10 protein-coding genes are annotated in these 13818 nt (G+C 73.1%); all 10 read left to right on the top strand.

The window, feature by feature from the left end; translation table 11 throughout:
• The 10 genes from KSF81_RS07045 to KSF81_RS07000 all read left to right on the top strand — a co-directional run bounded on the left by KSF81_RS07045 (window position 1) and on the right by KSF81_RS07000 (window position 13815).
• Window positions 1-765: a hypothetical protein gene (locus tag KSF81_RS07045; RefSeq protein ID WP_217378371.1), complete on the top strand. Its 765-nt coding sequence runs from the start codon at window positions 1-3 to the stop codon at window positions 763-765.
• Window positions 762-1163: a GPW/gp25 family protein gene (locus KSF81_RS07040; protein WP_217378370.1), complete on the top strand. Its 402-nt coding sequence runs from the start codon at window positions 762-764 to the stop codon at window positions 1161-1163. Before KSF81_RS07045 ends, KSF81_RS07040 begins: the two co-directional genes overlap by 4 nt.
• The gene (locus tag KSF81_RS07035; RefSeq protein WP_217378369.1) at window positions 1163-3160 is read left to right on the top strand and encodes a putative baseplate assembly protein; all 1998 of its coding nucleotides are present in this window, start codon (window positions 1163-1165) and stop codon (window positions 3158-3160) included. Before KSF81_RS07040 ends, KSF81_RS07035 begins: the two co-directional genes overlap by 1 nt.
• Window positions 3157-5337 (top strand): phage tail protein, encoded by a 2181-nt coding sequence (locus tag KSF81_RS07030; RefSeq protein WP_217378368.1) that lies wholly within the window; start codon window positions 3157-3159, stop codon window positions 5335-5337. The genes KSF81_RS07035 and KSF81_RS07030 overlap by 4 nt, the downstream gene beginning before the upstream one ends.
• Window positions 5338-5349: 12 nt before the next feature.
• A complete protein-coding gene (locus KSF81_RS07025) occupies window positions 5350-7938 on the top strand; it encodes a collagen-like protein (RefSeq protein ID WP_217378367.1) in 2589 nt (862 codons plus the stop codon).
• A 7-nt stretch (window positions 7939-7945) separates the two neighbouring features.
• Window positions 7946-9772 (top strand): hypothetical protein, encoded by a 1827-nt coding sequence (locus KSF81_RS07020; RefSeq protein ID WP_217378366.1) that lies wholly within the window; start codon window positions 7946-7948, stop codon window positions 9770-9772.
• Between the two features lie 153 nt (window positions 9773-9925).
• A complete protein-coding gene (locus KSF81_RS07015) occupies window positions 9926-10651 on the top strand; it encodes a hypothetical protein (RefSeq protein WP_217378365.1) in 726 nt (241 codons plus the stop codon).
• A 347-nt stretch (window positions 10652-10998) separates the two neighbouring features.
• A complete protein-coding gene (locus tag KSF81_RS07010; RefSeq protein WP_217378364.1) occupies window positions 10999-11814 on the top strand; it encodes a hypothetical protein in 816 nt (271 codons plus the stop codon).
• Window positions 11815-11825: 11 nt separating this feature from the next.
• Complete coding sequence (locus KSF81_RS07005; protein WP_217378363.1) at window positions 11826-12047, top strand: hypothetical protein; 222 nt, start codon at window positions 11826-11828, stop codon at window positions 12045-12047.
• 568 nt (window positions 12048-12615) lie between these two features.
• Window positions 12616-13815, top strand: coding sequence for a hypothetical protein (locus KSF81_RS07000; RefSeq protein WP_217378362.1), 1200 nt, complete (start codon window positions 12616-12618; stop codon window positions 13813-13815).
• The last annotated feature ends 3 nt before the right edge of the window (window positions 13816-13818 follow it).

The raw sequence follows: 13818 nt of genomic DNA, 5'->3' as shown, positions 1-13818 counted from the left end.
ATGGACCAGCATATCACCCTCTCGCCCGACCTCCAGAAGCTGCTCAAGCTGCCCGATTGCAGCCTGCTGGCGCTGCCGAAGCCGAAGAAGGCGGAGCTGCGCCTGCCTTCGGGCGCGAAGCTCTCGGCCTTTTCCGACATCTCGAAGGGCATCCCGACCGATTGCTCCATGTCCTTCAGCCTGGTGCTGCAATTGGCGCCGATGCTGGCCTCCATCGAATGCCTGGTGAAGGTGCTGGCGCTGCTCGATCCGCTCATCAAGATCATGGGTGCGCTCACCAATCCGCCCAGCCTGCCCGGCCCGGAGGTGATCGAGAAATTCGGCAAGGCCGCGGTCGAGGTGATGAAATGCGTGGTCTCCTTCTCGCCGCAGGGCGGGCTGCTGGCCTTCGTCAAGGACATCATCCTGCTGATAACGCGCTTCCTGAACTGCTTCATCGGCCAGTTGGAGACCATCATCGGCATGCTCTCCGGCCTCGCCATCCAGATGCAGGCGGCGGAGGCGGCCGGCAATGACGAGTTGCAGCGCATCCTGCAATGCGCGAGGGACAACGGCATGAACTCCGCCGACCATCTCCAGGGTGCCATCGCCCCGGTGATGAACCTGGTCAGCCTGGTGGAGCCGCTGCTCTCCATCGCCGGCATCCCGCTGGAGGTGCCGGCGATCGTGCCCGGCACCGATCTCGACGGCATGCGCGAGACCTTGCAGACGCTGAAGGACGTGGTCGGCACGCTGGAGCAGATCGCGGAGGGTATCCCGGTATGACCGCCACCCGCCCCTTCCTCGGCCGCGGCTTCGGCTTCCCGCTGCGGGTCGGGCCGCGCGGCGGGTTGCCCTGGGTGGAGGATGCGACGGCGGTGGAGCGCGGCATCTGGATCGTGCTCTCCGTCGCGCGCGGCGAGATGCCGATGCAGCCGCGCTTCGGCTGCGGCATCCAGGAACTGGTCTTCGCCGACAATACCGCGGCCTCCCGCGCCGTGGTGGCGCAGCTCGTCACGGAGGCGCTGTCGGAATGGGAGCCGCGCATCGACCTGGTCGATGTGCGGGTGCGGGAGGGCGAGGAGCCCACCACCATGGCGATCGAGATCGACTACCGCATCCGCGCCAACAACGCCTTCTTCAACCTGGTCTATCCCTTCTACCCACGGGAGGGCAGGTCCTGATGCCGCTCGTCGCACCCGAACTGGACGACCGCCGCTTCGACGACCTCATGGCGGAGGTGCGCGCGCGCATCCCGCGCTACGCGCCGGAATGGACCGACCACAACGACAGCGACCCGGGCATCATCCTGGCCAAGCTCTTCGCCTGGATGACGGAGCTGACGCTCTACCGCGTCAACCGCATCCCCGACCGCGCCACCATCAAATTCCTCGAACTCGTGGGCGTGACGCCGAAACCGGCCGGTCCCGCCCGCACCGAACTCGTCTTCCGCACGGCGCGCCGCGACGTGAGCGAGGTCATCGTCCCGCGCGGCACGCAAGTGGCCGCCGCCGCCGATGCGGATGGCCCGATCCTGTTCGAGACGGAGCGCGCCGCTACCATCCTCGGCACGCCGCTGCTCGCCGTGCAGGTCTTCGACGGCTTCGGCTTCGCCCAGGTCACCACCCGCGCCGCCGCCGCCGGCCAATGGTTCCACCCCTTCGGCCCGCGGGCGGAGGAGGGCGCGGCGCTCTGCCTCGGCTTCGGGACGGAGGCGCCCTTCACCGCGCAGGATTTCGAGCTACTGTTCCGCCTGCCGGAAACCACCCGCCCGCCCACGCCGCTCGCCTGCGGCACGCCCAGCCTGCCGCCGAATGCCGAACTTGTCTGGGAATACCGCGATGCGGCCGGCTGGCAGCCGTTGCAGGCCATCGCCGATGCCACCCGCAGCTTCACCCTGGATGGCACGGTGGCGCTGCGCGGCCCCGGCGCCCTGGTCCGCCCCGCCATCCTCGGCGAGATTCGGCAGCCGCTCTACTGGCTGCGCTGCCGCCTGGCGCGCAGCGAGTACGAAACCCCGCCCCGGCTGGATGCGGTGCTGCCGAATGCCGTTACCGCCGTGCAGGCCGCGACGGTGGAGGCCGAATTGCTCGGCCGCAGCGACGGCCGGCCGGACCAGCGCTTCACCTTGGCCAATACCCCGGTCGTGCCTCTGGCACGGCCGCTGCCCGCCGGCGATGTCACCGTGCACAGCCTGCTGCTGGAGGTGGATGAGGGCGAGGGCTACCAGCCCTGGCAGGAGGTGCTGGACTTCCTGGCCTCCGGCCCGGATTCCCGCCACTACACGCTGGACCGCGCCAGCGGCATGGTGGTCTTCGGCGACAATGCACGCGGCCGCATCCCGGTGGCCTTCGCCGGTGGCGGCATCGTGGCGCGCCGCTACCAATGGGGCGGCGGCCGGCGCGGCAACCTGCCGGCTGGCGCCGTCAAGGAATTGCAGGGCTTCGTCGCCGGGATCGAGGGTGTCGCCAACCCCTATGCCGCGACCGGCGGCGCGGAGGAGGAACCGCTGGCCGAGGTGCGGCGCCGCGCCGGGGCGGAGATCGCCAGCAATGGCCGCGCCGTCACCGCCGCGGATTTCGAGACCCGTGCCCTCGCCACACCGGGCGCCCGCATCCGCCGCGCCCGGGCGTTGCCGCTGCTGCACCCGTATTACCCTGGCGCCCCGGTGCCCGGGGTGGTGACGGTGATCGTGGTGCCGGACGCGGAAGGCCCCTCCCCCCTGCCCAATGCCGCGACGCTCGCCGCGGTCTGCGCGCATCTGGACGGCGTGCGGTTGCTGACGACGGAATTGTTCGTGGCCCCGCCGCGCTACCGCACCGTGCGCGTGGAAGTGGATGTGGAGGTGCGGCCGGAGGCCGATCCGGCGCAGGTGAAGCGCCTGGTGGAGGAGCGGCTGGATGCCTTCTTCCACCCGCTGACCGGCGGGCTTGATCCCGATACGGGTGCGCCGGGCGCCGGCGGCTGGCCCTTCGGCGGCAGCATCTTCGTCTCCGACCTGTTCCGACTGATCCTGGAAACCCCCGGTGTCGCCCGCCTGACGGATGGGCAGATGACGGTGCGGGTGGATGAGGAGGCCGGGCAGTTCTGCCGCGATGTCGAGCTCTGCCCGAACGACCTGACCTGCTCGCGCGGCCATGACGTGCGGGTGCGGCTCGCCGCCGCGCGGGCGCCAAGATGAGCCGCCTGGTCCTCGATAGCCGCATCGGCTGGGCGATGCAGCGCCTTGCCGATACCACGGCGGAGGCGGCGCTGCGCCTTGCCTCGCATCCGGTGCGGCCGCGGGTGCTGGCCGATCCCGCGGGCATGCTGGGCGGCCTCACCGCGCCGGTCTGGGCGGTGGCGGCGGGGCCGCTGGCCTTGTTCCTGCTGGACCGCGGCGGCACGCGCATCCTGCTCTATGATCCCTGCCTGGAGTGTTTCGCGTTGCTCGGCTGCCTGGATGGCCGACTCGATGGCGCACGCGCGCTGGCGCTCGATGCGCGCGGGCGGCTGCTGGTGGCGGATACCGGCAATCGCCGCATCCAGGTGGTGGACCCGGTGCTGGGCCGCGTGCTGCGCAGCATCGGCCCGGTGCGGCGCGGCGCCGATGGCATGCCGCATCCGGCACGGTCCTCGCCGGTGCTGGACCCGGCCACCGGCCTGCCGACCGGCGCCTACGCCTGGCCCGCCGGCACATGGGAGCCGATGGCTTTGGCCACCCTGCCGGACAGTGGCGCCCTGATTGCCGATCGCGCCAATGCGGCGTTGTGGCACATGGATGCGCATGGCCGGCTCGCGCCCTTCGCCGATGGCCCGGCGCCGGATGGCACGCGCATCGCCGCTCCCGTGGCGCTGCAGCGCGACCGCGAGGGCCGCATCTACATCGTGCAGGAAGGGCAGGACGCGCTGCGCGTGCTGGCGCCGGATGGCGGTTTCCTCGAGGACATCGCGTTGCCGGAGCCGCTGGCGCCGCGCTTCGACCCGCCCGCCGTAAGCGTCGATGCGGATGGCACCATCTGGATCTCGCCGCGCATCCCCGGCCCGGTGCTGCGGATCTGCCGCGATGCGGCCGGGCGCTGCGACCCTGCCATGCCGGTGCATCAGGTGCCGCCGCAATGCACGCTGCTGGCTTTCGACCACGATGGCGCCGCGATCCTCGGTGATGCGCGCCAGCCCTGCCTCTCGCGCGCCGCTGAGCGGGCTTTCGCCGCCACGGGATTCGCCATCAGCGCACCGCTCGACAGCCGGCTGGGCGGCTGCCTCTGGGACCGGGTGATGCTGACCGCCGCGGTGCCGGCGGGCACGCGCCTCATGGTCGAGACCTTCACCGCCGAGGCGCCCTGGTCGCCCACGGAGATCGAGGTGCTGCCGGAGGAACGCTGGCGCCGGGCGGAATTCACCGCGCCGGATCGCGATGGAACCTGGGACGCGGCGGTGCTGAGCCCGCCGGGCCGCTATCTCTGGCTACGCCTCACGCTGTCCGGCGACGGCGCGCTGAGCCCGGAGGTGACGCGCATCGAGGCGAATTGGCCGCGCGAAACCAGCCGCCGCCACCTGCCGCCGGCCATGGCGCCGGACCCGGAATCCGCGGATTTCCTCGACCGCTTCCTGCTGGTCTTCGACCGGGTGCGCGCCGGCTATACCCGCAAGCTGGACGACCTCGCGGGCCTCTTCGACAGCATGGCGACGCCGGCCGCCGAGCCCGGCGAATTCGGTCCCGATTTCCTGGACTGGCTCGCCGACTGGATCGGGCTTGCGCTGGAGCGCAACTGGCCGGTCGCCGCGCGCCGCCGCCTGGTGCGGGAGGCGGCGCGGCTCTATCGGCTGCGCGGCACGCCGCTCGGGCTGCGCCGGCACGTGGCGATCTATACCGGCAGCGAGCCGCGGCTGATCGAGCATTTCCGCATGCGGCAATGGCTGGCGCTCGGCAGCGGCCGGCTCGATGCCGGCACGCGGCTCTGGGGCCCGGAGGTGATGGCGCGGCTGCAGCTCGATGCCTTCGCGCAGATCGGGCAGTTCGTGCTGACCGATACCGGCGACCCGCTGACCGATCCCTTCGGCGCCACCGCGCATCGCGCCACGCTGCTGGTGCCGGTGGAGGAGCCCGGGGATGCGCGGTTGCAGGCGACGGTGGAGCGCATCGCCGCACTGGCCGCGCCCGCGCATGTGCTGCTGGAGGTGCGGCTGCTCGCGGCCGGCTTCCGGCTGGGCTGCGAGGCGGTGCTCGGCGCGGCCACGCGGCTGCCACGGCGGCCGGCGCCGGCGCGGCTGGATGCGGCGGTGCTTGGCGGCGCGCCGCTGGCCGGCGTGCCGGGCTTCCGGCTCGGCTCGCGCGGCGGCGCGCGGCTCGGCGCCGAGACCAGGCTGAATGGCTGAAAGGGGACGGGCATGCTGCATGACATGAGGCTGGATGCACGGATCGGCTGCCCCGCCTGCGAGCAGGATGCCTTCGCGCGCAATGCCTGGTTCGACGGCAAGATCGTCACCGCCAGCGACCTGGTGACCGAGCAGGACTACCTGCTCACCAAGCATCGCCGCCACGCGCGGCTGCTGCATGGCTGGGGCGTGGTCTGCGGGCTGCGCGTGCGGGAGCATCCCAATCCCGATTGCCGGAAGCAATGGGTGGTGGTGGAGCCGGGCAGCGCGCTCGACTGCTGCGGCCATGAGGTGCGGGTGGATCAGCCGACGCTGTTCGACTTCCGCGCCGCCTTCCTCGCCACCTGGCAGGCTGCGCATGGCAAGGCGGCGGCACCGGATGCAGGTACGCACCGGGTCGAGATCGCACTGCGCTACGCCGAATGCCCGGCCGAGCCGGTGCCCGTGCTCTTCGAGGGCTGCGCGCCCGGCGGCGAAGCCTGCCTGCCGAGCCGGGTGGTGGAGGGCTTCGAACTCGCCCTGCTGCTGGACCGTCCACCACCGGACCCGCCGCATGCCGGGGCGCGGCTCGCCTGGCAATCCACCATCGGCGCGCAGGGCGCCGTGCGGGTGCGGCTGCACGAGCCCTCCGGCCGCGCCTTCATCCTGGCCGCCGATCCGGCCGCGACCCTGCTGGTGGCCGATCTCGCCACCGGCGCGATCCTGGCCGCCACTGCCGATGCTGGATTCACGCCGCTCGATCTCGCAGTCTCCACGGATGGGCTGCATGTGTTTCTGACGCTGGCGCCGAATGGCGGCGGCGACCCGGAGGTCCGCGTGCTGGAGGCCGGCAATCCGGCGGCGGCGGCGCTGCATACGCTGGCGGTCGGCGGCGGCGCCGGGCAGACGGTGCGGCTGCTGGCGCTGCCGGATGGGCGGCTCGCCGCAGCCGTCACCGCCGCCGATGAGGTGCGGATCTGGGCCAGTGACATCACCGGGGCGGCAGCACCGGCGGCGCCCGCTACCCTGGCGGTTGCGAATGCGCCCGGCCCCTTGGCGCTGCCGGTGCCCGCGACGCATCTCTATGCTGCGGCGACTGGGGCAGCGGAGATCGCCGCCATCCGCCTCTCGGATCTCGCCGTGGTAACGCTGCCGGTCGGGGCCGGCGGCCCGGAGCGGCCGGTGGCGCTGGCGGCGGCGCGGCGCGGCGGCCGCGATCTGCTCGCGGTGGCGGATGGCGCGGCCGAGGCCGTGCTGCTGATCGAGGCCAGCCCGGATGCGGCGCTGCCGGCGGACCAGGCCAAGGCCCTGGGCACGCCGCTGACGGGCCTCGGCGGCGCGCCGGTGGATGTCGCGCTCTCGCCCGAGGGCCAGTGGCTCGCCGTGCTGCTGCGCGCGGCGGATGGCACCGGCGCGGCCCGCGCGGCCTCCGTTGCGCGCATCGCCGATACGGCGCCGGATGCGGTTGGCCCGGCGCTGCCGGTCGGGGCGGAGCCGCGCGCGCTGGTCGCGCAATCGGATGGCGCCAGGCTGCTCGTCGCCTATGCCGGCGAAACCCCGGCCACCGGCGGCGTCGCGGTGCTGGAGGCAACGGAGGATGACTGCCGGGCGCATCTCCGCGCGCCCGCGATCTGCCCCTCCTGCGGCGCCGGGGACGAGTTGGTGCTCGCCACCATCGCGGATTACCGCTGGGAGGATGCGGTAGGCACGGCGCGGCTCGACCACGGCCCGCGCCGGCGCGAACTGGCCAGCACCGCGGCCTTGCAGGAAGCGCTGCTCTGCGTGATGGACCACGCGGTGGGCGGCGTGCCGGGCAAGGATGGCCCGCCCGGCCCGCCCGGCGCCCCTGGCCAGCCTGGCGCACCCGGTCAGCCCGGTACCCCTGGCGAACCCGGTGCCCCTGGCCAGCCTGGTGCCCCGGGTCAGCCTGGCGCACCTGGCCAGCCTGGCGCCCCTGGCGATCCGGGAAGCTGGCCCAAGCTCGACCTGCCGCACATCGTCGCAGTGAATTGGCCGCATGCGGAGCAGCTCAAGCTCTCGGACCCACGCGCGCAGCGGATGATGCGCGACGGGTTGCTCGTCGCCTTCGCCAAGGACCACGCGGTGCTGGCGCAGACCTTCGCGGCCGATACGGTGAGCCAGCATGTCGTGCAGGTGACCTTCGGCCGGGCGCAGGTCGGCGACCAACTGCCCTTCACCCAGACCTGCTTCTGCCAGGTGGATGGCCTGGTCGCCGGGCTGATGCTGGAAGCCGAATGCGGCAGCGTGCCGGAAATGCGCGACGACAGGATGCAGGATGAAGGCCCCGTCACCGGGCTCCGCTTCCTGCCGGTGTTCCGCCGCGGGCGAGAGACGGTGCCGGCCCGGGCGCCCTGGCCGGCCGGCGTCTACCGCGTGGTGATCGAGGGCAATTTCATCCTGGGCGAGCGCGAGATCGAGGTGCCGGATCCGCTGGACCCGGCCAAGCGGATCAAGGTGCATCCGGCGCTCGACGCCGAGCATTTCGCCCCCGGCCTCTCGCGCGACACCGGCGACCCGCCACCGCCGCTGCTGCGCCGCCGTTGCCCCACCGGCGACGGCCTGGAGGGTGGGCGCTTCGTCAGTTGGTTCGAGCTGGTGTGAGGGTGCGATGAGCGCAAGCATGAATGCCGGGCACACCGTCGCATCGGGCTGCGGCTGCCCGGTCTGCCGCGGGCTGCAATTATTCGAATCGCCGAAATACGCCACCGGCGCGCTGCTCTCGGCCGAGGACCTGTCGAGCGAACAGGCTTTCGTTCGGGCCAAGATGCGGCTGCACAACCGGCATCTGCATGGCTGGGGCGTGGTCTGCGGCCTGAAGGTGGTCTGCGATGATTGCGAGGGCTCGGTGCGCATCCTGCCGGGTTATGCGCTGGACCCCTGCGGCAACGACATCGTGCTGGCGGAGGCGACGCGCTTCGATGTGGTGAAGGCGATCCGCGACTGCCGCGACCTGCGGCGCCCGAAGCTCGGCGATTGCGACCCCTTCGTCCCCGCCCCCGATCCGGGCTGCCGCGATGTCGAGACGCATTGGTGCGTCACGCTCCGCTTCAAGGAGGTGGAGAGCGCGCATACGGTTTCGCTGGCCCGCCAGACAGTCTCGCCCGGCGGTTGCGGCTGCGGCCAGAGCCCCTGCCGCTGCGGTGGCGGCAATGCCGCGGGCTGCGGCTGCGGCCGCAGTGGCACCGGCTCCGGCGTGCTCTCCTCGGCCCCGGCCGGCAAGCTCGGCTTTGCCCTGCCGGGCTGCGCGCCACGCCGCCTGGTGGAATGCTTCGAGATCGGCGTGGTCGAGCGCAAGGAACCCTGCGCGCCGCTCTGGCGCCGCGATCCGCAGGGCGACAAGCCGCAGGGCTTCGCCGGCGGGCTGATCCCGGCGGACAGCCTGCTCGGCCGCATCCTGGGCTGCGGCCAGGAGGCGATCGCCATCCTTGAGAACCGGCTGACCGAGGCCGATGCGAAGGCGCTGGCCGGTTTCGCGGGCGCGCCGCAGCCTGGCGTCACCGCCCAGGCGATGCATGACGCGCTGTGCCGGCTGCGCCAGGCGCTGATCGACTTCCTGATGCGCCACGACCCCGTGCATTGCCAGATGCTGCGCTCGCTGGACGACCTCATGGTGCCGGTGCCGCAGCCACCCCAGATCGGCCTCGCCAATGCGGCTGGTGAGAGCCCGGCGAACTATGCCGCGCGCGCCAGCCGGGTGGCGGAGGGGCTGTTCGGCGTATGGTTGCAGGCCACGATCGACTGCGTCTGCGACGCGCTGCTGCCGCGCTGCCCGGAAGACCCGCTGGACGACCGCGTGCCGATCGCCTGCGTCACGGTCAAGGGCGACCGCATCATCAGCATCTGCAACCATAGCTGCCGCCGCTATGCCGGCGCCTTCCCCTCATTGTTCCACTGGCTCTCGCTGGTGCCGGTGGTGCCGCTGGTCTCGAAGCTGCTGGCCACGCTCTGCTGCACCCCAGTGGCCGAGATGTTCCAGTTTGCCAGTTCCACCGACGCGACCGGCGCCTGGCGGTCGGCGCTGGCCGCGGATGGCTTCGCCGTGCCGCGCAGCCTGGTGCGGGAGGTGCAAGGGCTGGATCTCGGCAAGCTCGCCGGCGAGTTCCTGCGCCCGGTCATCGACCGCCCGCCGGTCGCCGCGCCACTCGGCAAGGCACCGCAGGAGGCGGTGGCGGCGCTGGCGGCACTCGGCGTGGAGGCCAAGGTCGAGGAAGTGGCGGACCCCGGAGCGGCAAGCCTCGCGACGCTCGACGCCATGCTGCGCGCCAGGGAGCGAGGGGCGACGCTGCTGGTCCATCAGGGCAAGGTCGTCGGCATGCGCCTCACCGAGGCCAGATCGGCCCCGGCACCAGCCGCGGATGAGGTCGCCAGCCTGCGCAGCGAATTGGCCACGCTGCGGGCCCGTATGGCCCGGCTCGATCCGGGAGGCGAGCGATGAGCGGCACCACGCAGCGGCTGCATTATTTCCAGCGGCAATTGCTCGGCGCGGCCGATTTCACCGCCGAGCAGGCCTATCACCGCAATTGGCGGCGGCGGCACAATCTCGGCCCGCATCTCTGGGGCGTGGTGACCGGCCTCGAATTGGTGGGAATTGCCGCGCGAGGGCGATGCCGAGTTCCGCGACGTCATCGTCATGCCCGGCCTCGCCGTCGATCTCTTCGGGCGGGAGGTGCTGGTGCCGGCGCCTACCCGGCTCGACCCCGCGCTGTTTGCCGCGCTGGCCGGCGACCAGAAGCGCGAGGTCTGGATCGGCTTCGCCGAGGCGGCACTGCGCGACGGCATGGCCGCACGCATGATCTGCGAGGGCACCGAGACCTTCGCCCGGGTCGATGAGGGCTTCCGGCTCTTCGCCGGGCCGCAATCCACGGTGCTGTGGGATTTGGCCCGCGCCTCGGTCATCATCGGTGGCGAGGAGGCGGTGCCGCCGCCGCCCGCCACCGCCCGGCCGGAGCAGCCGCAACTGCCGCCGGACGGCTCGGCCGCGACCCAGGAATTCGAGGCGCCGGACGAGATCCGCACCTGGCTGCTGCGGCTCGGCAGCGTCCGCTGGGATGGCGGCGCCGGGAGAATTCCGCCCGGTCGCGGCGCCCGCCGACCTCACCGAAGGCCGCATCTGGGCCGGCTTCACCGGCGCCGCGCTGCTGAGCGAATCCGGTGGCCTCCGCCTCGCCCCGCGCCGGCCCTTCGCGGATGCGGATGCGCAGGATTTCGCCACCCTGGAGGGGCGTCTCACCGTCCAGGGCCGCATCGTCGCGAAGCAGGATGTGGAACTGCATGGCGGCAAGCTGCGGGCCCGCACGGTGCTCGGCGCCGATGAGAATGCGCCGCTCTGGCTGCAACGCCGCCCGGCGCCCGCGGAGGGCATCAGCGCCGAGCTGCACCTGCATATCGGCGACGATCCGGCGGCGAAGACCACCCGCTTTTCGGTGGGCGCCGGGGCGGATGCCAGCGTGAAGCCGGCGCTGGCAGTGCGGGCCGACCGCAAGGTGGATGTGCCGGATGGCAAGCTGCGCTTCTCCGGCGCCACGCGCCGCCAGGCGATCGACCTCAGCCTGGAGAACGATGCGCAGGACGGCGCCCATGGCATCGGCGTGCAGAACGGCGCCGCCTATATGCGCACGGCGGGCGACCTCTACTGGTATCGCGGCGGCGCGCATCAGGACGATGCGGGGGGAGCCTGGGGCCGGCGGCAGCGTGCTGCTGCGGCTCGACAGCCTCGGCCGGCTGCTCTTCGGCGCCACGACACGGCAGATGCTGAATCTCTGGCGCGAGGGCTATGGCATCGGCGTGCAGGCATCGACGCTCTATTTCCGTTCGGATTTCGATTTCGCCTGGCATCGCGGCGGCACGCATGTGGATGCGCAGGGCCAGCCGGGCGCCGGCGGCACGCAGTTGCTGCTGCTCGACCGCGAGGGTCGGCTTTCCTTCGGCACCCAGACCCAGCAGATGCTGAATCTCTGGGGCGATGCCTATGGCACCGGCGTGCAGGACTTCACCCTTTATCAGCGCAGCGGCGCGGATTTCTGCTGGTTCCGCGGCGGCGCCCATAGCAATGCGCGCGGCGATGCAGGCGGCGGCCTCAGGGCGATGCGCCTTGATGCCACGGGGCTGACGGTGGCCGGGGATATCGGGGCGAGCGGCGATGTCCTCGCCGGCGGCCAACGCATCCCGCTGGTGGACGTGCAGACCGGCGTGATCACCTTGAACGTGACGCCCGGCCCCGGCAATACCACCAGCACGGGCCTGCATGTCTTCGACGTGACCAGCGCGCTCGGCAGCTACGGCAATGTCAGCCTCATGGTGGCGCTGGCCGAGATCTCCAATGTCAGCACCGCGACCGGCGCCCGCTGGCGGGTGCAGCCGGAGGGCGTCCCGCAACGCCTGGCAGCAAACCGCGCCCGCTTCCAGGTGCGCTGGCAGGTGGACGACACCGACGGCATGCTGAACCGCTTCAGTTGGATCGCCATCTTCACCGCGTGAGGGAGGGAGGCATGGACCTGCCCATGGACCACCTGGCCGAGTTGCCGGCGGCGGCGCTGGAACAGCGGCTCGCCGCGCGGCTCGGCACCCTGCGCACCGAATTCGCGCTCGGCGAGCGGCGGCTGATGGCGCTGGAGGAGGAGGGGCGGGCGCTGCGCGACACCATGCTGCGCATCGCGGGCGCGATCGAGGTGCTGCAGGCGGAACTCGGCCCGCCGCGGCCGCCGGAATAGGGCCAGCACCTCATGCCCGGCCAGGTGACGATCGCCCGGCTGGCGCTCGCGGCCCGCGCGCCGCGCAGCCGGCCGCCGCGCCCCGGCCTGGCCGGGGAGTTGCGGGAGGCGGCGGAGCGTCTGCTGGCGCCGCATCTGGCCCAGGCCTTGGAAGCGGTGCTGCCGCCGGGCGATGGCGTGCTGCTGATCCGCTCGCTCTCGGTCGATATCGCCGTGCTGGCGCGCTGGGACCCCGCGCGCATCGCCGCCCGCCTCGCCGCCGCCATCGCCGAGGCGATCGCCCGTGCGCTTCGTGAGGAGGGGCCCGGCATCCTCCGCATCCGGGATGGCGCCACGCATCGTGCGCAGGTGCTGACCGATGTCATCGCCGGCCGGGGCGCGCTGTGGCACCACGGGGCACATCGCCAGGCCGCCGCCCGCCCGGTGCCGGCGGCCCTCGCCCGGCTGCTGGAGGCGGCGGGGGCGGAGGGACCGCCCGCCCTCGCCGCCACCGGGCCGGCAATGGCGGCACGCATCCTGCGCCGGATCGAACCCGCGGCAGCGGCACGCATCGCGCTGGCCTGGGGGGGTGGCGCCCGCCCTGCCTGCGACGCCCGCCCCGCCCCTGGCCTTGCGCGCGGTGGTGACGGAGGCGCGCGCGGCGCTGCCGCCGGACCTCGCCGCCGATCCGCTGCGTGGCCCCCTGCTCGCGCTGGCTCTGGCGCGGGCCGCCGCGCCCGGTGCCGAGGCTGGGGCGCTGGCTGCCACCATCCGGGCGGATTTCGCGCCGGCGGCACCGGCCCCACCCCTGCCACGCCGCGGCGCCGACCCGCCTCCGGCGGAGGCGGCGCGCAACCGGTCCGCAGCGCGCCCGTCCGGCGCGGTGGCTGGCACAGCCGTCGCCGCTGCCGCGTCGCCCGTGGAGGGCTGGATCGGCACCACCTGGCATGCGCCGCTCTTCCTGCTCTGGCGCGATGCGCTGGAGACCGGCGCGCTGGGCCACGCGGCCCGCCTGGCCGGCGGGGCCGAGGCAGGCGCCGCGGCCCTCGCCCGAACGCTGGCCGGTCCTGGCGCCGATCCCCTGGCCGACCCCAGCATCCGCATGCTGCTGGACCTGGCGGAAGATCCCGGCCCGGTGCCGCCCGCGCGCCTCACGCCCGCCACCCTGCTGGAGGCCTTGCAGGCGGAAACCTGGCCGCCGCCCAACCCGGCCGCGCTGGTGCTGGAGGCTTTGCCGGGCGAGCCGCCGCACTGGCTGCTGGCCGATGCGGCCACCGCGACCTGGCTCCGCCTCAGCGGCCAGCCGATGCCCGGGGTGCCGGGGCTGCCGTTGCTGCTCGGCATGGCGGATGCCGCCGCACTCGGCGGGGCGACCCAACCGGCCGGGGATGGGCGTGTCTGGCTGCTGGGCGGCGCTGACATACCCACCACGCTGCCGCCGCTCGCTCGGCTGCCCGGCCGGCTGGCGCGGGATGCGGCGGCGCTGGTGCCCCCTGGCGCGCCGGATGCGGCAACCGCGCTGGCCTGGGCGGTGCTCGGCCAGCATGTGGTGCGGCGCTTCGCCCGGCGCCTGCCCGGCTTCGGCCATGCCGGGCTGGACTGGCTGCGCGCCAATATGCTGCCGGAAACGGCCACGCTGCGCCAAGCTGAGGGCCGGGACGGGCCGCGGCTCCTGGTCCGCCTCGACCCGCCGCCGCTCGCCCCGCAGCTTCGCATGGCCGGGATCGTCCCGGCCGCCTATGGGCTGCCGGGCGGGGCGGAGGTTGTCCTTGGCTTCGCCGAAGGCTGAGCG

The organism is Siccirubricoccus sp. G192, assembly GCF_019084075.1.
Lineage (GTDB): Bacteria > Pseudomonadota > Alphaproteobacteria > Acetobacterales > Acetobacteraceae > G192.
This window is presented reverse-complemented; position numbering and strand designations above follow the sequence as displayed.